Source organism: Natrialba asiatica DSM 12278 (genome assembly GCF_000337555.1).
In the GTDB taxonomy this organism is placed as follows: domain Archaea; phylum Halobacteriota; class Halobacteria; order Halobacteriales; family Natrialbaceae; genus Natrialba; species Natrialba asiatica.
The window spans coordinates 84,753-108,958 of sequence record NZ_AOIO01000017.1 but is presented as its reverse complement, the minus strand read 5'-3'; the positions used below and the strand labels follow the sequence as shown (position 1 = coordinate 108,958).

At 63.7% G+C, this 24,206-nt stretch carries 22 protein-coding genes; 12 read left to right on the top strand and 10 right to left on the bottom strand.

Annotated features, from left to right (window positions below; translation table 11 throughout):
• The first annotated feature begins 162 nt into the window (after nucleotides 1–162).
• The 3 genes from C481_RS05575 to C481_RS05565 all read left to right on the top strand — a co-directional run bounded on the left by C481_RS05575 (nucleotide 163) and on the right by C481_RS05565 (nucleotide 2,687).
• Nucleotides 163–1,119: an N-acetylmuramoyl-L-alanine amidase gene (locus C481_RS05575; protein WP_006108149.1), complete on the top strand. Its 957-nt coding sequence runs from the start codon at nucleotides 163–165 to the stop codon at nucleotides 1,117–1,119.
• A gap of 145 nt (nucleotides 1,120–1,264) precedes the next feature.
• On the top strand, nucleotides 1,265–2,332 hold the full coding sequence (locus tag C481_RS05570) for an mRNA surveillance protein pelota (RefSeq protein WP_006108148.1): 1,068 nt from the start codon (nucleotides 1,265–1,267) through the stop codon (nucleotides 2,330–2,332).
• A 37-nt stretch (nucleotides 2,333–2,369) separates the two neighbouring features.
• Nucleotides 2,370–2,687, top strand: coding sequence for a hypothetical protein (locus C481_RS05565; protein WP_006108147.1), 318 nt, complete (start codon nucleotides 2,370–2,372; stop codon nucleotides 2,685–2,687).
• Between the two features lie 177 nt (nucleotides 2,688–2,864).
• Here C481_RS05565 and C481_RS05560 read toward each other — a convergent pair whose 3' ends face one another.
• From C481_RS05560 to C481_RS05550, 3 genes are all read right to left on the bottom strand, one after another.
• Nucleotides 2,865–3,614, bottom strand: a complete 750-nt coding sequence (locus C481_RS05560; protein ID WP_006108146.1) for a TrmB family transcriptional regulator — start codon at nucleotides 3,612–3,614, stop codon at nucleotides 2,865–2,867.
• Nucleotides 3,611–6,679 carry an MMPL family transporter gene (locus C481_RS05555; RefSeq protein WP_006108145.1) on the bottom strand — a complete coding sequence of 1,023 codons (3,069 nt, stop codon included), beginning with the start codon at nucleotides 6,677–6,679 and terminating at the stop codon, nucleotides 3,611–3,613. The genes C481_RS05560 and C481_RS05555 overlap by 4 nt, the downstream gene beginning before the upstream one ends.
• A gap of 153 nt (nucleotides 6,680–6,832) precedes the next feature.
• A complete protein-coding gene (locus tag C481_RS05550) occupies nucleotides 6,833–7,567 on the bottom strand; it encodes an MBL fold metallo-hydrolase (protein WP_006108144.1) in 735 nt (244 codons plus the stop codon).
• Between the two features lie 128 nt (nucleotides 7,568–7,695).
• Here C481_RS05550 and C481_RS05545 point away from each other — a divergent pair, with 128 nt between their 5' ends.
• From C481_RS05545 to C481_RS22110, 4 genes are all read left to right on the top strand, one after another.
• Nucleotides 7,696–8,832 (top strand): pyridoxal-phosphate-dependent aminotransferase family protein, encoded by a 1,137-nt coding sequence (locus tag C481_RS05545; protein ID WP_006108143.1) that lies wholly within the window; start codon nucleotides 7,696–7,698, stop codon nucleotides 8,830–8,832.
• A gap of 95 nt (nucleotides 8,833–8,927) precedes the next feature.
• The gene (locus C481_RS05540; RefSeq protein WP_006108142.1) at nucleotides 8,928–9,236 is read left to right on the top strand and encodes a hypothetical protein; all 309 of its coding nucleotides are present in this window, start codon (nucleotides 8,928–8,930) and stop codon (nucleotides 9,234–9,236) included.
• 174 nt (nucleotides 9,237–9,410) lie between these two features.
• Nucleotides 9,411–10,610 carry a redox-regulated ATPase YchF gene (locus C481_RS05535; RefSeq protein WP_006108141.1) on the top strand — a complete coding sequence of 400 codons (1,200 nt, stop codon included), beginning with the start codon at nucleotides 9,411–9,413 and terminating at the stop codon, nucleotides 10,608–10,610.
• Nucleotides 10,611–10,754: 144 nt separating this feature from the next.
• The gene (locus C481_RS22110) at nucleotides 10,755–10,913 is read left to right on the top strand and encodes a hypothetical protein (protein ID WP_006108140.1); all 159 of its coding nucleotides are present in this window, start codon (nucleotides 10,755–10,757) and stop codon (nucleotides 10,911–10,913) included.
• A 119-nt stretch (nucleotides 10,914–11,032) separates the two neighbouring features.
• Here C481_RS22110 and C481_RS05530 read toward each other — a convergent pair whose 3' ends face one another.
• Nucleotides 11,033–11,257, bottom strand: a complete 225-nt coding sequence (locus C481_RS05530; protein ID WP_006108139.1) for a hypothetical protein — start codon at nucleotides 11,255–11,257, stop codon at nucleotides 11,033–11,035.
• A gap of 154 nt (nucleotides 11,258–11,411) precedes the next feature.
• Here C481_RS05530 and C481_RS05525 point away from each other — a divergent pair, with 154 nt between their 5' ends.
• Entirely contained in the window at nucleotides 11,412–12,059 is a 648-nt protein-coding gene (locus C481_RS05525; RefSeq protein ID WP_006108138.1) for a hypothetical protein, read from the top strand.
• Nucleotides 12,060–12,097: 38 nt separating this feature from the next.
• On the opposite strand, the gene C481_RS05520 is transcribed toward C481_RS05525, so the two are convergent.
• The 4 genes from C481_RS05520 to C481_RS05505 all read right to left on the bottom strand — a co-directional run bounded on the left by C481_RS05520 (nucleotide 12,098) and on the right by C481_RS05505 (nucleotide 17,652).
• On the bottom strand, nucleotides 12,098–13,984 hold the full coding sequence (locus tag C481_RS05520; RefSeq protein ID WP_006108137.1) for a carbon starvation CstA family protein: 1,887 nt from the start codon (nucleotides 13,982–13,984) through the stop codon (nucleotides 12,098–12,100).
• Between the two features lie 167 nt (nucleotides 13,985–14,151).
• Nucleotides 14,152–15,126 carry an ArsA family ATPase gene (locus tag C481_RS05515; RefSeq protein ID WP_006108136.1) on the bottom strand — a complete coding sequence of 325 codons (975 nt, stop codon included), beginning with the start codon at nucleotides 15,124–15,126 and terminating at the stop codon, nucleotides 14,152–14,154.
• A gap of 139 nt (nucleotides 15,127–15,265) precedes the next feature.
• Complete coding sequence (locus C481_RS05510; protein ID WP_006108135.1) at nucleotides 15,266–15,562, bottom strand: hypothetical protein; 297 nt, start codon at nucleotides 15,560–15,562, stop codon at nucleotides 15,266–15,268.
• Nucleotides 15,563–15,621: 59 nt separating this feature from the next.
• Nucleotides 15,622–17,652 (bottom strand): hypothetical protein, encoded by a 2,031-nt coding sequence (locus C481_RS05505; RefSeq protein ID WP_152422156.1) that lies wholly within the window; start codon nucleotides 17,650–17,652, stop codon nucleotides 15,622–15,624.
• A gap of 108 nt (nucleotides 17,653–17,760) precedes the next feature.
• Between C481_RS05505 and C481_RS05500 the strand changes: the two genes are divergently transcribed.
• The 3 genes from C481_RS05500 to C481_RS05490 all read left to right on the top strand — a co-directional run bounded on the left by C481_RS05500 (nucleotide 17,761) and on the right by C481_RS05490 (nucleotide 20,267).
• Complete coding sequence (locus C481_RS05500; protein ID WP_006108133.1) at nucleotides 17,761–19,026, top strand: CobW family GTP-binding protein; 1,266 nt, start codon at nucleotides 17,761–17,763, stop codon at nucleotides 19,024–19,026.
• A gap of 270 nt (nucleotides 19,027–19,296) precedes the next feature.
• Nucleotides 19,297–19,950, top strand: a complete 654-nt coding sequence (locus C481_RS05495; RefSeq protein ID WP_006108132.1) for a DUF7344 domain-containing protein — start codon at nucleotides 19,297–19,299, stop codon at nucleotides 19,948–19,950.
• An 83-nt stretch (nucleotides 19,951–20,033) separates the two neighbouring features.
• Nucleotides 20,034–20,267 carry a hypothetical protein gene (locus tag C481_RS05490; protein WP_006108131.1) on the top strand — a complete coding sequence of 78 codons (234 nt, stop codon included), beginning with the start codon at nucleotides 20,034–20,036 and terminating at the stop codon, nucleotides 20,265–20,267.
• A gap of 198 nt (nucleotides 20,268–20,465) precedes the next feature.
• Here C481_RS05490 and C481_RS05485 read toward each other — a convergent pair whose 3' ends face one another.
• Nucleotides 20,466–21,818, bottom strand: coding sequence for a sulfatase (locus tag C481_RS05485; protein ID WP_006108130.1), 1,353 nt, complete (start codon nucleotides 21,816–21,818; stop codon nucleotides 20,466–20,468).
• 290 nt (nucleotides 21,819–22,108) lie between these two features.
• On the opposite strand from C481_RS05485, the gene C481_RS05480 reads away from it, so the two are divergent.
• Nucleotides 22,109–23,854, top strand: a complete 1,746-nt coding sequence (locus tag C481_RS05480) for a spermidine synthase (RefSeq protein WP_006108129.1) — start codon at nucleotides 22,109–22,111, stop codon at nucleotides 23,852–23,854.
• On the opposite strand, the gene C481_RS22625 is transcribed toward C481_RS05480, so the two are convergent.
• On the bottom strand, nucleotides 23,784–24,005 hold the full coding sequence (locus C481_RS22625) for a hypothetical protein (protein WP_083860896.1): 222 nt from the start codon (nucleotides 24,003–24,005) through the stop codon (nucleotides 23,784–23,786). The genes C481_RS05480 and C481_RS22625 overlap by 71 nt on opposite strands.
• Nucleotides 24,006–24,206 lie beyond the last annotated feature (201 nt).

The window sequence follows — 24,206 nt, the reverse complement described above, 5'->3', positions numbered from 1 at the left end:
CGAGGTCTGTAAAGCGACCTTTACAGTAAAACATGCTTTACACACCTACTTAAATCTATTTGCCCCCGCCGATTGCGGCTACCTCGGAATATCACGTTCGATGTTCTCTCTACGAGTAATTCCCAATAACTATTATTGTAGCTCACAACGTACTGTCTCCTCATGTGTCTTGAGTGCACAAGCCACGGTTCGGAGCGAGATTCGAGTTCAGCCGACGAGTCCGTCGACACGGAACGCGATGGGAGCGACTGGAACCGGCGGTCGTTTCTCCGGGCGACGGGTGTCGCCGCCGGCTCGGGAACGGTGCTCGCCGCGCAAGGTGAGCGCGTCGCGGCCTCACACACCGAGTGTAGCGCGGCGGATCGCTGGGTCGAAGCGGCGAATCACAGCGCGCGAAACTACGGGATCAACTGGATCGTCATCCACGTCACGGCGGGTGCGTATCAGGGTGCGCTCAGCACGCTGACGAGTTCGAGTTCGGGCGTGAGTTCGCACTACCTCGTGAAGAACTACGACTGGACCGAGGGGCCGTCGGCGGGCCACGTCGACCAACTGGTACACCACGACCGGGCGGCGTGGCACGCCAGGTACATCGCCAACCACCGCTCGATCGGCATCGAACACGAGTGGTTCAACGACAACGGCATCACCGACGCCTGCTACGAGTCTTCAGCTGAACTCGTCCGCTGTATCGCCGACATGCACGACATTCCGCTCGAGTTCTACACGAGCAATACCTGTATCCAGAACGAGCCGGGGGGGATCATCGGGCATACGCACGTGCCGGACGGCGACTGTAGCAGTTTCTATCACGGCGGCCGGACCTGCCCGTATCCGGACTGGGATATGGATCACTTTGCGAGTCTGGTTCGTGACGGCGGCGGTGGCGGTGGCGGCGACAAGTTCCAGGACGGCGATCAGGTCGTCACGACGACGGCTCTCAACGGTCGCGAGCAGCCGTGTCTCAACGACGACGTCGTGTTGACGCTGCCGGAGGGAACCCAGGGTGAAGTCATGAACGGTCCCGAGGACTGCGACGGCATCACCTGGTGGGGACTGCACGTCCCGGCGTACAACGAGTGGGTCTGGTGCTCGGAGAATTACCTGGCTCACGCCTGAGACGGTCTGCTGTACCGATTTCCCGGGCACCCGAAGACAGTCGCGGGTGCGCCGGAACGGACTGCCAGCAGCCCGCCTGAACCACCCGCCCGGCCGCAGTTTGTGAATAACAGCACCTTTTACCGGTCCGCCCGGACTGACGGGTATGCAGATCAAAGACCGGGAACCGCTCGATGGCGGGCGCGAGCGGGTTACCGTCGTCCCCGAGAGCGTCGACGATCTCTGGCACCTCCAGTACGTCCTAGAGCCCGGCGACCGCGTCGCGGGTGACACGACCCGACGCATCCAGCGCAACGACGATCAGATGCGCGATACGGGCGGCGAGCGCGAACCCATGTGGGTCGCCATCGCCGTCGAGGACATCGAGTTCCACAAGTTCGCAAACCGGCTGCGCGTCGGCGGCGAAATCGTCGCCTGCTCGCGCGAGGACCAACTCGGTTTTCACCACACCCTGAACGTCGAGGGACGCGAAGAAATCTCGATCGAGAAACGCTTCAAGCCGGATCAGGAGGCCCGCCTCGAAGAGGCCGAGGAAGCCACCGAGAATCCCGACGTGGCCATCGCGACCGTCGAGGAGGGCCAGGCCCACGTCCACACCGTCGCCCAGTACGGCACCGAAGAACGGGCGGCGATCACCGGCCCGACCGGCAAAGGCGAGTACGCACGCGAGCGCTCGGAACTGTTCGCCGAACTCGGCGACGTGCTCAAACGCCAGGACGCGGACGCGATCATCCTCGCCGGCCCCGGCTTTACGAAACAGGACGCCCGAAAGTACATCGAGGACAACGAGCCCGAAGTCGCAGAACGGATCACGATGGTCGATACGGCGAGCGTCGGTGACCGGGGCGTCCACGAGGTGCTAAAGCGCGGCGCGGTCGCGGACGTCCAACAGGAGACCCGCATCGAGCGCGAGGCCGAGTTCATCGACGAACTCACCGAGCGCATCGCCCAGGGTGCGAAGGCGGCCTACGGTCCCGAAGAAGTCGAGCAGGCGGCCGAGTTCGGCGCGATCGAGCGACTCCTGGTTCTCGACGACCGGCTCCGCAAGGAGCGCGGCCCGGATGGTGAGTGGGCCGTCGACGTGGACGAGATCGTCCGCACGACCGAACAGAAAGGCGGCGACGTAACCGTCTTCTCGAGCGAGTTCCCGCCGGGACAGCAGCTCTCGAACCTCGGCGGCATCGCGGCGCTGTTGCGATACCGGCTCGAATGATGACGCTTTGGGACCGCGATGGTTCCGACTCACTCGTATGACCGACCACGCCGTGCTGTGGCTCCTCGCAGTGTGCTCGTACGGGCTCGGCGATCTCATTACGACCGCCGCCGGACTCCGGTACGCTGAACTCGAGGAGGGATCGGCGTTCGTGCGCAGACTACTCGGCGAGCCGCCGACGCCGGGCGGACTCGTCCGGTTCGGGGCGTTCAAGGGTGTGCTGTTTCTGGCGTTCTATGGGGGGTACCTATTCCTCGCTGGATACCGAATGCGAGTTCTCGTCCCCGCCGCGATCGCCGGTATCGGAATCGTTGCGGTGAGCAACAACCTGCGTGCGATTCGGCGCGTCCGCTGATACTGCCGGACGAGACGACTTACGCTCACATATCGATCGCACTCGGGCGGTCGGTGCCGACGACGACGATCCGCGAGACGCGCTCGAGTAGTCATTGCATCGACGTTCGGCTGAGAAGCCGGCGGTACGGCGGCGGGAAAAGAGCCCCTCACGACGGGCTGATCCCGTCAGGCATCGTCAGCGAACGTGCTGGTTCGCCTCGATGAGCTGGATGAGAACGGTGGCAAACAGCGATTCCGAACTCCAAATGGCGGTCTCTTCGCCGCCGTCGTCGACGACGCTGAGCAGGATTCCGTCGTCGTCGACGATGGCGATCCGCCCGGACCGGTGGTCGTCCGTGCGGGGTCTCGTCGGGGACTCGACGGAGACGCCCTCGAGTTCAGCGAAGCGGTCGCAGACGGTGTCGGTGCGGCTAACTGCGATCGTCTCGACGCCGGCGCGCGCCCGCTCTTCGAGGACGTGTCCGATCGCGTCCGTGAGGAGTTCGGGAAGGCGCGTCGCGAAGACGAGACGCTCGTCGGCGCTCGAGAGCAGGTCGACGGTGCGGTCGTCGATCCGGTCGCGGCCGCGGACGGTCCAGATGTCCTCCTGGGTTTCCTCGTCGGCGACCGCTTCCGAGACCTGATCGACGAACTCGAAGGCGCGGTCCTGTTCGTGTTCGAATCGGTCGCGCAGGATCGTGCGGGCGTCCTCGATGTCGACCGGCCGATACCGGATCGGGCTGGCCTGTTGGACGTCGAGGAGGCCGTGCTCGGCGAGGCTTTCGGCGACGCTGTAGACCTGCGAGCGGGGAACGTCGGTGGTTCGGGCGACGTCGCGGGCGGTGCCGGAGCCGAGTCGCTGGAGGGCGATGAAGACCTTGGCCTCGTAGCTGGTGAGTCCGAGGTGTTCGAAAGCGTCGATCGCCTCGGATTCGTCGGCGGTCATCGGTCGTCACCGTCTTCCGAGGCGGTGTCCTCGGCGGTGGCAGCGTCCGCCGGCGCGCCGCCGTCGCTTGCGGGGGTCGGTTCGGCGGTCGGATCGAAGTCGAACGACACGTCCGGGCCGAAGTACCGCGTCCAGAGGACCAGCAGCGTCGGAAGGACGACGACGCTCGCGAGGAACGCGTACGTGATCGTCAGCGCGGTGATGATCCCGAACTGCTGAAGGGCGGGCAGGATGGCGAACGCGAGGACGCCGAAGCCGCCGACGGTCGTCGCCGCGCTGCCCAGCAGTGCGCCGCCGGTGCCGGTCACCGTCGTCCGAAGCGCCGACCAGACGTTCCCCTGGCGTTCTAACTCGAGCGAGTAGCGGGCGCTCACGTGGATGCTGTAGGCGACGCCGAGTCCGATCGTGAGGCTCGTGATCATCCCTGTCAGCACGTTAAACGGCATGCCGAGGAGGTACATCGTCCCCAGAATCCAACTGACGGAGAACGCGACGGGCAACAGCGTGACGGTGCCGAGCGTCGCGCTGTTTCCGGTCAGCCAGTAGGCCGCCGTGAGGAAGACGAACACCGCCACGAGCGTGATCAGCAGGCTCTCGAGGACGGTGTCGAGCAGGTCCTGTTCGACGATGTAGCTCACGATCGGATCGCCGGTTGCGGTGACGGTCCAGTCGCCATCGCCGCCGTCTTCGAGACTTTCGGCGATGGCGCGCATCTCGTCGGTCGTCTCGCTCGTCGTTGCACCGCCGTCGGTGCCGATGACCAGTCGCGTCATATTGTACTCCCCGTCGTCGGTTTGGTGGAGCACCTGACCCGCTGCCTCCTCGTCGACCTCGAAGAGTTCGTCGTAGAGCGCCGAGACGTTCTCGTCTGGCACGCCATCGTTGTCAGTGTCGGCCGCGGTGAACGACTCGTTGAACGACTCGTTCTGCGCGGCGACGGATTCCATCGTCGAGAGCGGGTCCTGCACGTCCGCCTCGCCCGTCGCCAACTCGTAGGCGACATCGCTCGATGCGGCCTCCTCGCGCGTCGCATTGATCTGCTCTAACAGGGCCGGATCGGCGACGTCACCTTCGACGAGGAGCTGCGCTTGACTGTCCGCGCGCTGGAACTCCTGGTTGACGTAGTCGAGGTCGTCTTTCGCCTGGTACTCGCCGGGACTCATCCCGCCGGGCAGGCTCTCGGTCCAGGCCGGCGGGTCCTCCGCGAGGAAGTCCTCCTCCTGGAAGCTGGTGTCGACCTGCGTCGCGCCGTAGACGCCGCCCACGGAGAGCACCAACACGAGGACGAGCACGATCAGCGGAATCTTTCGGGCCGCCGTCGATCCGAGCGTCAGCACCTCGCTGAAGCGACCGCCGCCGGTCCCGAACGCGCGCTTGTGTCGATCGAGGCCGCGACCCTCGAGGAACGCGTCGAGTTCGACTTTGGCGGCCGGGATCAGCGCGCCGAAGACGATCAGCGCGGCGACGATGCCGACCGAACTGACGATGCCGAACTCGCGGATCGGGCCGATCGGGCTGACGAGATTCGAGAGGAAGCCGATGACGGTCGTCGCCGTCACCCAGACGAGCGCGACGCCGACGCCGGCGAGCGCGACCGACATCGAGCCGCGAACCGAGCCGGCGTGATCGTCGGCGTCCGCGGACCGCTCGGTCTCGCGTTGCTCCCGGTGGCGCATGAAGACGTGAATCGCGTAGTCGATCGATAACCCGATCAAGAGCACGGGCACCGCGACGAACATCTGATTGAACGCGATCCCGGCCCAGCCCATGAAGCCGAACGTCCAGACGAGGACCGCGCCGATCCCGACGATACCGAGGACGATATCGAGCAGGTCGCGGTAGGCGACCAGCAGCGCCACGACGACGAACAGCAAGGCGAGCGGTCCGACGATCGCGAGGCTATCGCCCATCGACCGGTCGATCTCGTCGGTGATGAGGCCGGACCCGAAGACGAGGTAGTCGCCCTCGTGTTCGTTCGCCATGTCGCGAATCTCGAGTTGGCTGTCGACGACTGCATCGTCGACCCCGCCCATCTCGGACATGCCGTCACCCCCGGCCGACTGCGTGATCGATGTCAATCGCGCGTCGGCCTCCGTACTCCCCGGCTCGTACGACGTCGGCATCAGCGAAATCGCCGGATTGTCCTCGCCCTCGCCGTCCGAGAGCGTCTCCGCAACGAGTTCGCTGAACTCGTCGTCGTCGAGTTCCTCGAGCGCGTCGATCTGTTCGTCGAGCGACGGCCGGTCGCCGCTGTCGTTCTCACCATCAGCGCCGCCCTCGAGTGCAGCGTACTCTTCTTCGAGCACGCCCACGGTACCGGCCTGATAGACGCCCTCGAGTTGCTCGGTGAGCTCCTGGTACTCGGAGGACTCGTTCGGATCGTCCGTGGTCTGCTCGAGCTGATAGCGCTGGGATTCGATATCGCGAGCCTGTTGGACGGCCGACTCGTACTCGGCGGTCTGTGCGTCGGTCAGCGGTGCCGTCGCGTTCTCGACGGTCGCATTGAGTTGGGCTTCGAGTTCGGCCGCGCGGGTCTCGTACTCCGGATCGGATTCGTCGTACGTCGCGTTTAGCTGCTCGTACTGGCGCTGAATCGCGACCGTCTCGTTGAGCCCGCGTTCGAGCCGTGCGCTGGTCTCGTTCAGCGCGTCCGCCTCCTCGCTTCTGATCGCCGAGATGGCGATGATGTTCTCGACGCCGGTGATCGGCTGGTCGTCGGCCAGCGTTTCGTTTATCGATTCGTTCGCTCGAACGTCCTGCTGGAACTCGAGCGACGAGATGAGCGACGATTTCGTCAGCACGTTCTCCCCGCCGTCGCCGCCCTCGTCGGTGCGGGTTATCACCTGCAAACTCGTCGTGTTCTCCTGTTGCTCGCTCGTAAAGTTACCCTCGATGTCTTCGAGCGCCCGCGCCTCGTCCGAATCGGTCTCGAACTGGTCGAGCGACGAGTCGTCGTCGACCATCGTCGCGCCTGCACCGACGACCGCGGTCGCGAGCAGGAGTACGACGAGCACGACACGCGAGTGTTTCGTGACGATCGCTGCGAGCCGTTCGGGCGCGCTCATTCGATCCCCCTCCCGGGGACTAGCTGTTGCTCCCGTTCGTCCTGGATCATGTTGTTGTTATGATCCTACAAACGGGACCGGTTATACGTATTTGGATACGCAACGCTGCCCGGTTGTCTCCTCGATCGGGTAAAAACGAGTCGGAAGCAGCGCTTACTCGACCGATATCGTCATCAAGTCCTCCGCGAACCGAACGTCGCCGTCGTAGTGCGTGCCGATCGATTCGAGCATTTCCTCGTGGCGACCCTCCGTATGCGGATAGAGATGCGTCAGATAGACGCGACCGATATCACGGCCCGCGAGTTCGCGACCGAGAGCTTCGGGCGTCGGGTGATTCGAGACGTCGACGTCGTCGGGGAACGAACAGTCGTGGGCCAGGATCGCGGAGCCCTCGGCGAAGTTCGCCAGCCCCGCGAACGCCTCGGTGTCGCCGCTGAAGGTGAACAGATCGCCGAAGCGGTAGGCCAGACACGGCAAGGAGTGGCGCGTTTCGTAGGCCGTCACGTCGAAGTCGGCGACGCTGAACTCGCCGGGGACGACCTCGCGAACCTGCAGGTCGAGTTTATCCTGCATGTACTCGTGGACCGAGAGGAGGTCGTCCAGCAGCGCTTTGGTTCCCTGGGGGCCGACGACCTCCAGGTGTTCCTCGCCGGCGAGCCAGCGGGCTTTCATCAGCGGCAGGAGGTCGGCGACGTGGTCTAGGTGGTGGTGGGTCAGCAGGACCGTCGAGACGCTCTCGTAGCCGACGCCCGACTGCTGCAGGCGGTGGAGGACGCCGGAGCCGCAGTCGACCAGGAGCGTTCGGTCGTCGTTTTGAACGAGGATACCAGCCTGGAAGCGCTCGCCGGTCGGCATCGCGCTACCGGTGCCGAGAAACGTGACGTGCATACGCGACAGTGCGATGGCCCGACCGATAAGGGTAGCCCCTTCCAGTCGGGCGTTCCGGCGGGACAGCGGTGTGGGCAGCCCACGACACCGACGACTTTAGTCCCCGCCAGCGATAGTCTCACGCACCCGTGACCGACACTACCGACTGTCTCGCTGCGGATCGACTGCGGATGACTCCCGGCCCGACCGAGATCCCGGCCCCGGTTAGAGAGCGGATGGCCGAGCCAGCGCCGAATCCCGACCTCGAACCCGAGTTCTTCTCGTGCTACCGGAATCTGACGGACAAACTCACCCGGATTCACGCGGCCGGACCGGCGGGGGAAGCTCCCGCCACGCCCGACAGGGACACCGTCGTCCTCGGCGGCGAGGGGATCCTGGGACTCGAAGCTGCGATCGCCTCGCTCGTCTCCCCCGGGGACCGCGTGCTCTGTCTCTCGAACGGGCTGTACGGCGACGGCTTCGCCGATTTCGTCGAGCAGTACGGCGGCGAGCCAGTTCGCTGTGAGATCTCCTGGGACGAAACGCTCGACCCGAACGCCGTCGAGGCGGCAATCGAGAGCGCGGACGAGTCGTTCGACGTGGCGACCGTGGTCCACTGCGAAACTCCCACCGGCACGCTGAACGACCTCGAGCCGATCCTCGACGTGCTCGAGTCCCACACCATTATCAGTGTCGTCGACGCCGTCTCCTCGCTCGGCGGCGCACCCGTCCCAACAGACCGGATCGACGTCTGTCTCGGCGCGAGCCAGAAGTGCTTCAGCGCCCCGCCGGGGCTCGCCACCTGCACGATCAGCGACCGGGCCTGGGACCGCATCGAGCGCGTCGAGACCGCCTCGCTGTACACCGACCTCGAGCCCTGGCGCACCGCCGCCGACGAGGGCGAAGAGTGGTTCCCCTACACCCACCTCGCCGCGAACGTCCTGGGACTGGACGCCGCGGCCGACTTGCTGCTCGAAGAAGGACTCGAATCCGTCTTCGACCGCCACGAGGCGGCTGCGACGCTGTGTCGCGACCGCGCAGCGGAACTCGGACTCGATCCGTACCCCGCGTCTCACGAGGCCTGTTCGCCGACCGTGACCGCACTCGAGTTCAGCGGCAGTGCGACCGACCTGCAGGAGCGGTTGCGGACCGAGCACGACGTCGTCGTCGCGACCGGCCTCGGTGAACTCGAAGACGATATCATCCGGATCGGTCACATGGGCCACAACGCACGGACGGAACGCGTCGAGCGGACGATGGTCGCACTCGAGACGGCGCTCAAATAGCAAGCAACGGCGTCGGGAGTGGCAGTCACGTACTTCAAGCGCCACCGGAATCTGCAGGTAAAACCGTTTCCCGTCCTCCCGATCTACTGATTGATATGTCCGATCGCGACTCCAATCTCGATCCCGACGCCGGCGGCGATCGAGATCCGACGGAGAAGCCGACGCGGGACGCCGAGGAGGCAAAGCAAGAGGGAGAGCAGATGGCTCGCAACTGGATCGCAGTCGGCGTCGTGTCGATCTTTCTGCTCCTGTTGATCGTCGTCGGGATGATGCAGGCGACCGGGCTCGTCGACGTGTTCGGGCCGATCGCGGAGACGCAGACGCAGCAGTGGGCCGTCTTCGCCGTTCTTGCGCTGATCGTCGTCGCGCTCGCCGGCTGGAGTTGGACGACGCTGATCCGGTGACAGTCCTATCCGCGCTGCGTTCCCTTCGAGTTCTGTTCCGTTCCGTTCCGTTCTGTTCTGTTTCTCCCTCTCGTTCTCTCGATCTCCCGCTCGCGCGTTCGCGTGCCAGGAATAGACATATCACTCGCTGCCGAGACAGAAACCCGTTTAGGTCGGCCACGACAGAGACGGGTAATGAGTAGGAGTTACAGAATCGGACTGGTCGGCAAACCCTCCGTCGGCAAGTCCTCCTTCTTCAACGCCGCGACGATGAACGACGTACCCGAAGGGGCCTACCCGTTCACGACCATCGACCCGAGCGTCGGCGAGGCCTACGTCCGCGTCGACTGCGCCGCCCCCGAGTTCGACGAGGAGTGCACCCCGAACGTCGGCTACTGCGACCACGGCACCCGCTTCGTGCCGACGAAACTCGTCGACGTCGCCGGCCTGATCCCCGGCGCACACGAGGGCAACGGCCTCGGCAACCAGTTCCTCACCGACTTAAACGAGACGGACGTACTCGTCCACGTCGTCGACTTCTCCGGCGAGACGGATCTGGAAGGTGAGCCGACGGAGGGCCACGACCCCCGCGAGGACATCGCGTTCCTGGAGGAAGAACTCGATCAGTGGTACCTCGGCGTCCTCGAGAAAGGCATCGAGCGCTACGAGTCCGGCTACACCACCGAAGACGACGCCATCGAAGACGAACTCGCCGAACAGATGAGCGCGTTCAAGACCAACGCGGACGAGATCAAGCGCCTCATCCGCCGCGTCGACGTCGGCTTCGATCCCGACGCGTGGGACGCCGACGACGAACTCGAACTCGCCCGCGAAATCCGTAAGGAGACCAAGCCAATGGTCATCGCGGCGAACAAGATGGACGCCCCCGAAGCGCAGGCCAACTACGCGGAGATCACGACCGATCCCGACTACGAACACCTGACGATCGTCCCCTGCAGCGCTCACGCCGAAAAAGCCCTGAAGTCCGCGGACAAGGCCGGCGTCGTCGACTACCGGCCCGGCGACGCCGAATTCGAGATTACAGGTGAGGTCTCCGGCGAGCAAGAACAGGGCCTCGAGCAGATCCGCGAGTTCCTCACCGAGTTCGGCGCGACCGGCGTGCAGGCCGCGATCGAAACCGCCCTGTTCGACGTGCTCGGCGTCACGCCCGTCTTCCCCGGCGGCGCGAACGGCCTTGGCAACGAACGCGGCGAGGTCCTGCCCGATTGCTATCTCATCCCGCCGAACTCGACCGCCGAGGACTTCGCCTACAGCCTCCACTCCGACATCGGCGACGGCTTCCTGCACGCGATCGACTGCCGGACGAACCGCCAACTCGGCAAGGACTACACGGTCGAGTCGCGGGACGTGATCGAGATCATCACGACGAACTAAGTCAGCAGGTGATCGCTCCGATTAACGGGCGAGAGCCGCACCCGGACTCACGAGCCGTCGTCCCGCGTTCCGACTATCGGAGCCGGACGAGAACCGCCGGTTTCCGCCCCGGTCGTTGAATACCCTCGACGTGGTCGGGGTCGTATGGACGACTCAGAGGTCCGTATCGACCACCCGGAGCGACTCTGCGACGCGATCCTCGGGATTCTCGACGAACTCGAGGCCGAAGCCGTCATCGACGAAGAACGAGCGGCCGAACTCCGCTCGGATATCTACCGCTCGGTCGACACTACCGAAACGTAACCGGACACGCATTATCGTGGACAGGCTCGACGAGTTCACCGTCGACAGCAAATCGCCGGTACGTATACGGCGGGAAAGCAGAACTGGCGACGCCGGTCTCGAACGGTGGTGTGAACCGTTTACTCGCCCCAGGTGAATCGACGCACGACGGCATCGAGTTCACTCGCCGCGCGCGAGAGCCAGCCGTCCGGGGAGAACCGCCGCAGTTGCGCGTCGTCGACTTCGATACGCGCATCGCCGTAGGGATCGCGGTCTCCACGCTCGCCATCGTGCTGGTCGCCCTGTGTGGCATCAACGACGATGGAAGTCGAACACCGTCCGCACGCTTCTCGGTCTCGTGCCATGCGCTCTCTCGTGTCCACGGTTCGTCCCAGTGGTATGTAAACACGTGGGTCGCTGGGCGGCTTCACCAGTCGCGCGCTGGCTGCCGTTGTCCTACGTCTGCTCGATCCAGCCGACACCCGACGGACTTTTGAAGGCGACGTGGCATCACCTCACATGGAACGTCCAGCGGACAGGCCCACCGAAACGGGTCTCGACCCGGCCGGCGAGGATGCAGCCGGCGACCGCGACCTTGCAGCCGTCCCCGACTGGGACGACGAGTTCGTCGACCGAGTCAGCGATCGGCTCATGCACAACTACGATCTGGAGAAGGACTACCGGGTCGCCGGCGAGGCGTTCACGCTGTACGGGACGCTGTCGGTCGTCAACCAGAAGCACGTCTTCCACCCCGCGCTCTCGTTCGCCGACCACGAGTCGACCGAGCACCTGTTCGTCACGCACGTCGACGCTGTCGACGACCGGACGCTGGAGCGCTTTGCCGACCTCGGCTCCGAACTCGCGGACGAGTGGATCGAGGCGAACGAGGAGCACTTTGCCACGGAGTTCACGTTCGTCCTCGTTACGCCGTCGATTCCGGATCCGGCGGACGTGCGGCGTCGCATCGAGGCCGTCGACGGGCGGACGCTGTTGAAGTACGGCTATCACGGCCACTACGAGATCAACGTCGTCGTCGTCGCGCCGGCGTCGGAGACGCTGGTTGCGAGCGAGAACGCGGACGTGGCGTCGGCGTTTCGCCTCTGGGAGCCGATCGAGCGGGAGGAGCCGGGGCTGCTCGGATTGCTATCGCGTCGATTACAGTTGTAGTGCCGCGAAGAAATCGCTGAACTCGGAGTAACGCCGAATTAGTCGTCGTCCTGTCCGACCTCGGCGGAGACTCCCGAGCTACCGTCGCGGGCCATCTGCATGTTGTCGTAGCCGATCTTGAACAGGGAAAGCGCCAACCCGAGCAGCGTCGCGATGATGATGACCTGAACGATAGCCGAGGCCAGTCCGATAACCGAGGTCTCTGCCTCCGCGGTGATTCCGAGGAGTCGACCCCCGACGATCTGATAGCCGCCGACCCACGTCAGTCCGCAGAGCGTGATGACGGCCATCAGGACCGTCGGAGCGCCGGTGGAGACGAGCTGTTTCGTCTTGCTCCAGTTGGCCAGCCAGACCGTCCCGGTGAGCAGCGCGAGCGACGCCAGCAACTGGTTTGCGCCGCCGAACAGCGTCCAGAGATCCTCCCACCGGCCGCTCCCGAGCAGGAAGAACGCGACGACAGCGATGATCGAGGTGTTGACGTAGCGATTGGCTGCGTACCCTTGAACGGTCGTTTCGGGAGTGCCGACGAGTTCCTCTAACATGTACCGGCCCAGTCGGACGGCCGTGTCCATGCTCGTCAGCAGGAAACTCGCGAGGACGAGCGCCATGAACGGCGCTGCGTAATCCATCGGAATGCCGAGGGTGGTGAGGATTGCACCGCCGCCGGTCGCGAAGTTGGGTAGTGCGAGTCCGATACCGCCGGCGGTATCCGCCGGCGTCATCGCGATGATCGTCACGGAACAGAGCGCGACCGCCGCGAGCAGTCCTTCGGCGAGCATGCCGCCGTACCCGATGAGCCGGGCGTCGCTCTCCTTGTTCAGTTGCTTCGCCGTCGTCCCCGAGGACACCAGCGCGTGGAAGCCGCTGACGGTCCCGCAGGCGATGGTAACGAACAGGAGCGGGAACAGCGGCATGAGCGGAATGAGGTCCGCGAGCGGCCCGCTTTGGCCGAAGAAGCCGTACCAGGCGCCGGTCGCGATGTCGAGGTTCAGCGCCTCGCCGGTTTCCGGGTGGACCGCGTCGCTCCCCATCCCGGTGATGAACGTACCGACGATAACTGCGAGCAGGCCCCCGCCGACGCCGGTGTACAGCAGGAACGACGAGAGGTAGTCGCGCGGCTGGAGGAGCATCCACACCGGCAGCACGCTCGCAAGCGCCCCGTAGAGGAGGACGACGAGCACCCACGCGCCGATGTTGACGCTCTCGAGCAGCGCGGGAATGAACCACGGTGCCGAGTCGAGCAACACGATCGTTCCCTCGGGGTACGCGGCGCCCTCGGCGGCCGGAACGAGCGCGAGCGGGTACTGGATACCGGCCCAGACCGAGCCGAACACCCCAGCGACGAAGACGACCGTCCCGAGAGAGAAGGGGAGTCCGAGCTGGTAGAGCCAGAACCCGAACAGGAACGCGAGCGTGACGTAGATCAAACTCGCGGTCGCCGCCTGCGGATACGCGTTGAAAACGACCCCGATGACGAGCGCGAACACCGCCACGACGAGGATCGTCAGCAAGAACGCGAACCACAGCAGCATGTTCTTGCCGCGCTCGCCGACGTACTCCCCGATGATGTAGCCGATCGACTTCCCCTCGTGTCGAACGCTACTCGATAGCGACACGAAGTCGTGGACCGCCCCGATCAGCGGATTCCCGATCGCAACCCACAGCGCGGCCGGCAACCATCCCCAGACCAGCGCGGCCGTGATCGGCCCGACGACGGGCGCGCCCCCCGCGATACTCGAATAGTGATGCCCCAGCAAGACCGACTTCTTCGCCGGGACGTACTCCTGCCCATCCTGATACTTGTGAGCCGGCGTCTCTCGACTATCGTCCAGGTTGACGAACCGCGAGAGATACCGCCCATACGTGACGTATGCCACGCTAAACGTCGCCAGTACCAGTGCGACGATCCAGATTACACCAACCATGGTATTATATCACGTGCCGGTTGTTGGACGGAGGCACTATAAATATTATTTATTGAGGTCCGCATCCCCCTCGAGAAAACACCTCTTTTCGGCCATAAATGGAAGAAATCAGATATTATACGACAAGTCGAAAACAAATGGGCATCTCGTAACCTCGCGAGTTCGGTCTACTCCAGCCGCGACTGCTCGTCCGCGCCCCCCATATCGAGTTCAGCTGCGACATCTTCGAGGAGACCGCCGCGGACCTCCTCGACGCGCGTTTCGATGGTTGCGACGACCGGCACGTCGAACTCGCGCTCGATTTGGTCGAGGCGGTCGCGCTCGGTTGCGACCCGCTCGCGGAGATAGCGTGCGCCCCGGCCGTCCTCGTCGGGGTCGGGTTCCGGCGTCAATCGGTTGACGACGAGCCCGCGAACGGGGAGGCCCGCGTCGGTAAGCGTCTCGACCGAGCGGCGCGTCTCCCGGATCGAGAGTTCGTCCGGGTTCAACACGAGGTAAAACGAGGCGTTTTCCCGCAGGACCTCGCCGGCGAACTCGAATCGCTCCTTGCGTTGCTGGAGGCGAGCGAGGACGGGGTCGCCGTCCATCACCCGTCGGGGCTCGCGGTTGCCGATCGCAGCCTTCTCGTAGCGATCGATACTCCGCCTGCGTTTGGCCACCAGTCGATCGATCCACTGTTCGAGGAGGTCCGGGAGCGCGAGCAGTCGCAGCGTCGATCCGGTCGGCGAGGTGTCGAAGATCACCGTGCCGTAGTCCTCGGCGGTCTGCATCACGTCGACGAATCGATCGAACAGGGCCGCCTCGTAGGCACCCGGCGTCTGATGAGCCATCTCCAGTTGGATGTCCACCTCGTTGACCATCGCCGCGGAGAGTTGCGCATTTAACTGCCGCTTGAGATCCTGCAGGTGGTCCTGTACCTCTCGCTCCGGGTCGATCTCCATCGCCGAGAGGCCGGTGTACCCCTCGACTTCTCGAGGCTCGTCACCGAAGTCCTGCTCGAACACGTCGGTCGTGCTGTGGGCCGGATCGGTCGACACGACGAGCGTCTCGTGCCCCGAATCGGCGCACTCGAGCGCGTGTGCGCTCGAAATCGTCGTCTTGCCGACCCCTCCCTTGCCGCCGAAAAAGACGAACTCGGTCATCGGTTGAATCGAATCACCACATCAGTCAGCAGGGTCGTTCCACGTGGCAGCGTCGGCGCTACTGCCGACAGCGAACGCGAACGCGGGCGCGGACGTGGACGTGGAATCACCGTCGTGGAATGCATTGCGTTGTCTGCCCTCAGAAGTGATACTGGTGTCCCTTTCGTTCGATAACCGACTGCCGATCCCACATCCGACGCTCCCACGCGCTGAACTCGTCCTCCAGATACGGGAGGAGTTCAGCGGTGTAGTACGAAACCGGGCTCGGGATGCCGAAGGCGTCGGGGAAACACGCCAACATGAACGCATCCTCCGCGTCCTCGGCCTCCTGCTCGATCTTCTCGTAGGCTGGATGCGTGAACAGTCCGTGAAAGAGGCCGCGAAGCCACTCCTCGAGCGTATCCCGAAATGCGGCGATTCGATCGGCAAGCGTCATCGTCGGTCATGCTTGGGGCGAGTGACTAAAAGCTATCGCCCCGAGTGTCCGGCGATCAGCTACCGGTCAAGAGACACGTACCCGACGTGGTACTGGTCCTGTTTACCGTACAGAAGGTGGGCGTACCGGACCGCCCCGATTTCGTCGTCCGATCCGACGGTTTCTGCAGTGATCTCGAACGAATCTCCCTCCTCGAACGTTCCCGAAATGACGTCTTCGAGTTCGATTGTGAAGCGGTCTGTCTCCGTCGAGAGCCGGAGCGTGAGATCGGTTGCGGACAGTGCATCCCCACCGACGTGTGTGATCGTCCCGTCGTCGTATTCGAGATCGACCTGGGGCTGTGTTCGCGTGCCGCCGATGCGGGTGCCGGTTGCCGCCCAGACGACCGTGACATCCGAACCGACCGGAATATCCGCAATCTCGATCGTCGCACCCGAACTGACGGTGTCGAACTCGTCGGACCACTGCGTGCCGGCGGGCTCGTCGTCGATGCGGAGTTCGTACTCCGTCGCATCGCGTTCAATTTCGTCAGTCGACGGCTCTGTTTCGGCCTCCGACACCTCGGCGATGCGTGGCTGGGGCCGAGTATCGCCGAACTCGAGGGACGCCGAGACCGTCTTGCTCTCGTAGTCGTACTCGAACCGAGCGATCCCCGGGGGCTCGGCCTGCGCTCGACTGATGCTGTCCTCGTAGTCCGTTCCCTTCCAGCAGACGAGTATCGTATCGCCGGGGGCGATGTCCTCGAGCGTCGCCTCGTCGCCACTGGCAAGGGTTTTGCCCTCCCAGGGCTGGGCAGTCGTCTTAGGCTCCGGCGCGCTTTCGTCTGGCCGGTAGTACGGTCGTTCGTCGTACGCTGCGAGGAAGACGTTGTCTCCGTCAAGCGGGTACTCGTCGGCGTACTCGATACTGAGCGTTCCGCTATCAATATCGTACGTCGACGTGAACTGGAAGTGAGAGAGAATCGACGTGCCACTCGAACTATTCCCGAGTTCGTGATCGTGACGCAATCTAAGCGAGAGGTTCGGTTCGACATCGTCCATCTTGATCCGGATGGTATCGCCCGCTTCGAGGGTTCCGTGTCCATCGGCCCAGATGTCGCGGTCGTACTCCTCGTCATCGAGTTCGAGCGTCAGATCTTCGACCGGGGTCGGATCACCGCGGCGGAGTTCGATCTCGAGGTACTCGGCATCGAGATCGATATCACGTTCGGCCCGGAGCGAGCCTGGACTCTCGTGTTCTCGGACGGCCCGCTCGGCAGCAAGATCGCGGTCGACGGTAATCGTGACGACCGAGCCGTCCACCTCGGCAGACGGCTCCTCGGCCGTCGACACGTACGCCAGATCGGCCTCGATCGTCTCGAGCAGTTCGTCCGTGATGTCGGACTCGTCGGTGAACTCGATGACTTGTGTAACCGTGAGCGTGTCCGGACCTTGGACGGTCTGAGCGTGACTGACGTACCGGATATCGCCATCGAGGTCGACTGATAGCGACTGCCGCGTTCCCGTCATGACGGCCTTCGTATCGGCCTCACTGACGGCCTCGAACCCATCGTCGATGGCTGGTGCCGCATCGAGGAGGCGATCGGTCTCGCCCGCAGCGGCGGCGAGTGCCTGCTCGATCGTCCCCCGGGTGGTCGAGAGGACGAGCGCATCATCGGTGACTCCAGCGACGACATCCCGGTCGCTCTGGGTGTAGTAGTCGTATTCGATCCCGGCGGTCTCACGCGTGTCGGCCGTACCCTCGAGTTCAATGTCGCCAGTGAAGACCTGTAGCGGCTGTGAGAACGACTGGTCTCGAGAGAAGACGCGGACGCTTTTCGAAACGGCGTCGGCGTCGAGATCGAACGGCCCGCCCGCAGGCATAATAGTGGCCGGATCGTTCGCCTGGCGCATCCGGTCGTAATCGATGGCGGAGACGGACAGTGACTCCTGCTCAGCAAGGGTTGCTGGCAAGAACGCATAGAGGTCGTCAAACGACTCGGACTGGCTCGTCTCGGCAGACGTATCGTCTGCGGCCGCGGTGCCAGTGAGGGCGACGGTCATCGCAGTGCCAATACCACTCAGGACGGGACGGCGGGGACACTCTGTCATCAGGCACCCATTATTTTCGCTTTCAAATATAGGTTTTCATTACTTTCGTCTCCATGGATACGTCCGTGATAAACGATGGTTCTTATTCCTTCGCTACAATTGCTTCCCATGGCTTCGACGACTCCCGTCACGATTCTCGCCGGCAGCCTCGGAGCCGGTAAGACGACGCTGCTCAATCACCTGCTCCAACACGCCGACGGCCGCGATCTCGCCGTTCTGATCAACGATATGGGCGAGGTAAACGTCGACGCCGAACTCGTCGCCGACGGGTCGGAACTCGATGTCGACGACGGCATCGCCGAACTCTCGAACGGCTGTCTCTGCTGTGAACTGCAAGACGACCTCGAAACCGCCGTCGTCCGACTGGCTCGCTCCTACGAGTTCGATCACCTCGTCGTCGAGTCCTCCGGCATCTCCGAGCCGGAACCCGTTGCTCGCCTCTTTACCACGACCTCGCGCGTCGCCGCTCGCTACGACGTCGATGCGATCGTTACCGTCCTCGACACGCCGCTGTTCATCGACACCTTCGCGGGGGAAGCGGTACCGGAACGACGGACCGACCCGGCCGCGGAATCCGACCGCCCGCTCTCGGACCTCCTGATCGAACAACTCGAGGCCGCCAACCTGATTCTTTGCAACAAGACCGACCGCTGTGAGCCGGCCGAACTCGCCGAAACGGGCGCGCTTCTCGACGCACTTCGGCCGACCGCCGAGACGATCCACACCGAGTTCAGCGCGGTCGATCCCGATCGAGTGCTCGGCGTGGACCGATTCGATCCGAGAGCCGATGCGCAGCGGGGTCGGGACCGGCAGGACCACGGTCGGGGACGGGGCCAGGATTCCGATCACGACCGCGATGTCGACCACACCCATCGCCACCCATCCGAAGCCTACGGCGTCGACTCGTTCGTCTTCCGCGCACGCCGGCCCTTCCACCCGGACCGATTCGCCGCCCTTCTCCGTGAGCTGCCCGCTGCCGTCGTTCGCTCCAAAGGCACCGTCTGGGTCGCCGGCACCGACATGCAACTCTCCCTCTCCCAGGCCGGCCCGTCCGTTCGGCTGACTGCAACCGGCCCCTGGATCGCCACCCTTCCGGCGCTCGAACGCGACCTCTACCGTTCGAACCGTCCCGACCTCGAGTGGCACGACGAGTTCGGCGACCGGCAGACCGAACTCGTGGTTATCGCGACGGCGCACGACGATACCGGCGAGCACAACGATTTCGACGCTGAAATCGACGGCGTTGAATCGCGACTGCGCGCGCGGCTAACGGACAGTCTCGTCACCGAGATCGAGCGGGACCGTGACGAGTTCGCTCCCGAGAACTCGTTTCCGGTAGAACCCGGGGAAGAAACCGTTTTACGGCGGGAATAGCCGCTCTTTTAGAGCGAGCAGAAAGACTCCAATACTGTACTTTCATTTTATGACGAATGTCGTATTTTGCTCGATATATAGCGGCGTATTAGAACTCTATTAGGTGGTTATTAGATGCCGAGATTGTCCGGTAAACGACTACTAACTGCCTAATGAGTGCTTAATGGAGACCGTCCCTGAATTGAAACGTAATAGCTATTTTACTGTTTGTGCCGACACGATATACAATAACGTTTAGGAGGGCGTAGTTCACTCACCTGAGTGAGTAGTATGAGCACCACCGACCGCCCGACCCCCTCCGCGGCCGCAGCGAATGCATCGGCGAGCGACCGCTCGCGCGACGAATCGACGACACTCTCCGATGACGATGTCTTTCATATCCTTCAGACCTCGCGGAGACGCGAGGCGATTCGGTATATGCTCACGGCGGACGGGTCCGTCAAGATGGGAAATCTTGCGGAGCACGTCGCCGCTCGCGAGCACGAGACGACGGTCGCCAAACTGTCCTCGACACAGCGCCAACGGGTCTACATCCCGCTTTACCAGTCGCATTTGCCGAAACTCGATAAGGCCGGCGTTATCGACTACAACAAGTCACGCGGCATCGTCAATCCCGGGGATCACCTCGAGATCTTCAGACCGTATCTCGAAGTCACGACGCCCAATTCGATGACTGGCGACGACGAAACCGACCAATCGCTGCTCGGTCGTTTCGGCGGTCCGGTTATGACTGACGAAACGTACTACGTCGCCACCGCGACAGCGAGCGTCGGCCTGTTACTTGCGGCCGCGTTCGGTTTCCTCCCGATCTCCGGGCTCGCTCTCGGCACCATCGTCACAGCCCTGTTCGTCCTGACCACCGTCGCATGTGCCGACCGCCCGCTTGCGATTCAACAGGCCACCGACCGTCGCCGAAGTCAGTGATCGGACACTCCGTCCGACCGCGGCGGCGGATCCGAACCGCCAGCACGGAAACGGCTAAGTGAGTGACGTGCCCCTATCGCGCTATGGGTAGCGATCCCGACTCGGAGAGTAGCCGTGACGGATTTCGCGACGGACTCGAATCCTCGAGCGGCGATCCGCGCCTGCTCGTTGTGTTGAACGCCGTCCTCTCGGGTCTGTTCGCCTGGTGGCTCGTCTGGGGTGCAGACGCGATCGGGATGATCGAGTTCAGCCTCGCTACCGTTGCCGTCGTCGCGGTCGGACTGTTCGTTCTCACGCACGTGATGACGCGCCCGTAGACTGAACGCGTCCGTCTGCTGCCGACAGTCGAAGCGACGCCCGAGGTCCGAGATCGGTTCATCGAGAGAACGCGGTACGAGTGCGACGAGGGCACCTGGTGCAGCGACGAGCGCCGTCCCATCCGGACCGCTGGAAACCGGTTCTGGAGACCGCAACCCGCCTGCGAGTGCGCCGGGAAATCGGTACCGCAGATCGCCTCACTCGTCGAGATAGCCTAACGCGGCCAGGTCCTTCTTGAACTCGCGCCGTTCGACGTCCGACGCGACCTGCACGGGTTCGAACTCGCGATCCAATTCCGCGGCTAACCGCTCGCGTTTCGACTCCGGTATCTCCGAGACGGGAATCACCTCTTCGTCGCCGTCGCCGTCGCCGTCGTCGATCCGAGTCGCGATCCGCTCGTCTCCGGTATCGATCAGTTTGTACTCCGTTCCGCGGACGCCCTTGATGTCTTCCCGGTAGTCCGGGACTTCCGTGTAAACAGAGTCGGCACCCCCGTCCGAAAGCTCGAACAGTCCGCTTCCGTCCACGATAGATTCTTTCAGTAGCCGAAGCGGCGCTTGGCCATCGACGGTTCGGGTCGGCCCGTGGGGGTGACGGACGATGAGCGGGACAGCAACGAGCGTATCCCACAGTTCGTGTGCGTGGCCGAATTTTCCGAACTCGCCGAACCCTTCGCCGTGATCCCCGGTTACGATAATAAGCGAGTTCTCGAACTCGCCTTCCGAACGAAGGTGGTCGAAAAGACGGCCGATTTGCTCGTCGACGTAGCGGACGGAGCAGTCGTAGACGTACTCCATATCGGGTACGTCCGCGTCGGTGATTTCGTCCTGCGCACTCCGTGTTTTCTGCGAGAGTTGTTTGATCTTCTTCGGCGAAAAGACGCGCCCGTACTGTTTCTGGATCCGTTTCGGCGAGAGGTACGGATGATGGGTATCCATGTAATGGACCCACAGGAACCGTTTACCGTCCGTTTCCGCCATCCAATCGAGCGCTCTATCGGTGATGACGTCAGCGCCGTCGTCCCTGTGAAAGAGGCTTTTTCCGAGGTGCTCCATCGCGAGATTGTTCGCGTGCGAAGCGGCATCCATGAGCGGCGTGTCCTCGATCAGATTACGGACGTATAGCCGCCACGCACCGCCGTCGTTTTCCTTTCGCGCTTCCGCACTCACGTCGTCGAAGTAGTCGAACCCGCGGTCGATATTGTACCGTCGCCCCGTGAAGTTGTTCTGGCTGAGTCCGGCGGTGGCAAAGCCGCGGTCCGACAGTTCCTCCGCGATCGTCGTCGGCGAACCGCCCGCTGGCAACCCGTATTCGTCGAACTGGGATGGATACTTTCCGGTGAGCATCGACGGAATCGTGTCGCGCGTCGACGGACCGGGCGCGATGCCGGGTTCGAACTCGAGCGCTTCCGCCGCGAGTTCGTCCAGCGTCGGTGTAAGCGGCTCGCCGTTGCGGGTCGCATGAACGCGGTCGGCACGCAACGAGTCCGCCGAAAGAAGGATTACGGTATCGAGATCGTCAACCGGCGGCAGTTCGCCCGAATTGGTCATACCGATGCAACACGGCTAAACTAGTTAGTCCTTTTTGGTATGGATTGCTGAAATTCAATATGTGTGGACGGAGGCAGATACCCGAACCAACAAAGGGGCGCACTCACACGTCTCCTCCGTTGCACTCGTGGGGCGGCTGAACTCGCCGGTGACGGTTCTCGGCGAAACGAACGGACGGGAAGAGATCGAATCGGGACGGCCGATCGGCGCTGAAACCGAGCGACTAGACCGCCGGTATCGATCTGCCGAAGCCAACAGGTACTCACGGGTCGACCGCGACAATCCCGGCAATGGCTGTCCCCGCGTTCTCCTCGGTTCGGCCGAGCAAACCCGACCTCGCCGTCTTCATCTCGGGTGTCACCAGTATGGGTCTCGAGATGCTCGCCATGCGGACGCTCGCTCCCGAGTTCGGAAATCACATCTACACGGTTGGGGGGATCCTGACCGTCTTGCTCGCCGCGTTGAGCCTCGGCTACTGGCAGGGCGGCAAGCGCGCGGCGGTCGCGACGAACCGCCAGATGAGTTGGCTCATGCTCGCGACCGCGGCGTACGTCGGCGTCGTCGTCTTCGCGAGCGATATTCTGCTCATGTACACCTCGACGCTCGCGCTCCCGGCGCGATACGCGTCCCTGCCGGCCGTCATCATCCTCTTTGGCCCCCCGACCTATCTCCTCGGGTTCATCAGCCCCTACGCGGCTGAACTCTCGAAGAAGGAGGGCACCGGGGAAGCCTCCGGCCACGTCTACGCCCTCGGCACGATCGGCAGCATCGTGGGCTCGGGCGCGACGACGTTCGTCTTCATTCCGGCGCTGAGCATCGACGGGATCGGCCTCCTGTTCGGTCTGATGCTCGTCGGCACCGCACTCGTCCTCGTCGCTCCGGAACTGCCGCGCAGGCCGACCGCTGCCAGCGTATTCGTCGCGCTCGTGCTCGTCGTCGCTGCCGCCGGCGGTCCCGCCCTCTTCGACATCGACCACCGGGGCGAGGTCGTCTACGAGACCCAGACGCCGTACCAACAACTCGAGGTCATCGATAACGGCGGCGAGCGGACGATGTACCTCGACGGCGCACAGCACAGCGCGCTCGACCTCGACCAACCTGACCGACACGTCTTCACCTACACGAAGTACTTCCACCTGCCGATGCTCATGAGCGACGATGTCGAGGACGTCGACCGCGTCCTGTTCATCGGCGGTGGCGGCTACACCGGGCCGCAGGACTTCGCCGACCGGTACAACGCGACGGTCGACGTGGTCGAAATCGATCCGTCCGTCACCGATGCCGCGGAGGAGTACTTCGGCCTCGAAGACCCCGAGCAGTCCGACGATATAAACGTCCACGCGACCGACGGGAGACAGTTCCTCCAGCGAACCGACGAAACCTACGACGTGATCGTCCTCGACGCCTACAAGAAAGAACAGGTCCCCTTCCACCTGACCACCGTCGAGTTCATGGAACTCGTTTCGGATCGGCTGGCCGACGACGGCCGCTTCCACGCGAACGTCATTTCGGCTCCGAACGGACCGGCCGCCGAGTTCTACCGCGCCCAGTACCGGACGGTACAGGAAGCCTTCCCCGACGCCTACAGCTTCCGCACGTCGGACTCGAACGCCGTCCAGAACATCGAAATCGTGGCGACGAACGACGACACCGCGTTCGACGAGTCCGAACTCGAAGCCAGGAACGACGCGCGAGCCGAGACGATGGGGGTCGATCTCGGCGGTGCAATCGATAACAGACTGGACGAGCCGAATACGGACGACGCGCCGGTCCTCCGCGACGACCGCGGCGAGGTCGATAGCCTCCTCGACCCGATGCTGGGACAGCGGTACGTAATCGAGGAATCGGCGGACGGCGGGGGTGGGACCGAGACCGATACTGAACCCGCCGAACCGGCGGCTGCGATCGCTGCCGGTTCGGACCCCGGTGCGAAGGAGACACTCGTCGGCCAAGATCGGGCCCCGATTATCGATATATCTCCTGATATCGCTCCCGATACTCCCGCAGTGCGATCCGCGCCCGCCGTCGCGACGTGAACCCGAACCCGACGGCCGGACACGACTCCTCCGGACACTCCCACCGGAACGTCTCCGACTGTGGATCCTCGCACACCGGCACGTCAGACTCACAGCGCGGACAGCACCAGCCCCACCGCGTATCGGCGGCGAACTCTCGTGACCGTGACATACGCTCGATAGCGAACACGGGCCGCCGGTCGGATAAGAACTCGACTGCACTGGTTTCGGCTTTATCCGTGTCTACTTCCGGCGGTAAGAGGACGTTTCGAGGGACCGCACAATCGACTCACGACGCCAGCAGCGGGGCGACAGGGTAGTGTCGTTCCCGGCTCGCGTATAAAGTAACCAATGGAGCAGGCAAACGGCTACC

Coding starts and splice junctions, on each gene's coding strand:
- C481_RS05575 (WP_006108149.1), top strand. CDS start 163: ATGTGTCTTGAGTGCACAAGCCACGGTTCGGAGCGAGATTCGAGTTCA.
- C481_RS05570 (WP_006108148.1), top strand. CDS start 1,265: ATGCAGATCAAAGACCGGGAACCGCTCGATGGCGGGCGCGAGCGGGTT.
- C481_RS05565 (WP_006108147.1), top strand. CDS start 2,370: ATGACCGACCACGCCGTGCTGTGGCTCCTCGCAGTGTGCTCGTACGGG.
- C481_RS05560 (WP_006108146.1), bottom strand. CDS start 3,614: ATGACCGCCGACGAATCCGAGGCGATCGACGCTTTCGAACACCTCGGA.
- C481_RS05555 (WP_006108145.1), bottom strand. CDS start 6,679: ATGAGCGCGCCCGAACGGCTCGCAGCGATCGTCACGAAACACTCGCGT.
- C481_RS05550 (WP_006108144.1), bottom strand. CDS start 7,567: ATGCACGTCACGTTTCTCGGCACCGGTAGCGCGATGCCGACCGGCGAG.
- C481_RS05540 (WP_006108142.1), top strand. CDS start 8,928: ATGTCCGATCGCGACTCCAATCTCGATCCCGACGCCGGCGGCGATCGA.
- C481_RS05535 (WP_006108141.1), top strand. CDS start 9,411: ATGAGTAGGAGTTACAGAATCGGACTGGTCGGCAAACCCTCCGTCGGC.
- C481_RS22110 (WP_006108140.1), top strand. CDS start 10,755: ATGGACGACTCAGAGGTCCGTATCGACCACCCGGAGCGACTCTGCGAC.
- C481_RS05530 (WP_006108139.1), bottom strand. CDS start 11,257: ATGGCACGAGACCGAGAAGCGTGCGGACGGTGTTCGACTTCCATCGTC.
- C481_RS05525 (WP_006108138.1), top strand. CDS start 11,412: ATGGAACGTCCAGCGGACAGGCCCACCGAAACGGGTCTCGACCCGGCC.
- C481_RS05520 (WP_006108137.1), bottom strand. CDS start 13,984: ATGGTTGGTGTAATCTGGATCGTCGCACTGGTACTGGCGACGTTTAGC.
- C481_RS05515 (WP_006108136.1), bottom strand. CDS start 15,126: ATGACCGAGTTCGTCTTTTTCGGCGGCAAGGGAGGGGTCGGCAAGACG.
- C481_RS05510 (WP_006108135.1), bottom strand. CDS start 15,562: ATGACGCTTGCCGATCGAATCGCCGCATTTCGGGATACGCTCGAGGAG.
- C481_RS05505 (WP_152422156.1), bottom strand. CDS start 17,652: ATGACAGAGTGTCCCCGCCGTCCCGTCCTGAGTGGTATTGGCACTGCG.
- C481_RS05500 (WP_006108133.1), top strand. CDS start 17,761: ATGGCTTCGACGACTCCCGTCACGATTCTCGCCGGCAGCCTCGGAGCC.
- C481_RS05495 (WP_006108132.1), top strand. CDS start 19,297: ATGAGCACCACCGACCGCCCGACCCCCTCCGCGGCCGCAGCGAATGCA.
- C481_RS05490 (WP_006108131.1), top strand. CDS start 20,034: ATGGGTAGCGATCCCGACTCGGAGAGTAGCCGTGACGGATTTCGCGAC.
- C481_RS05485 (WP_006108130.1), bottom strand. CDS start 21,818: ATGACCAATTCGGGCGAACTGCCGCCGGTTGACGATCTCGATACCGTA.
- C481_RS05480 (WP_006108129.1), top strand. CDS start 22,109: ATGGCTGTCCCCGCGTTCTCCTCGGTTCGGCCGAGCAAACCCGACCTC.
- C481_RS22625 (WP_083860896.1), bottom strand. CDS start 24,005: ATGTCACGGTCACGAGAGTTCGCCGCCGATACGCGGTGGGGCTGGTGC.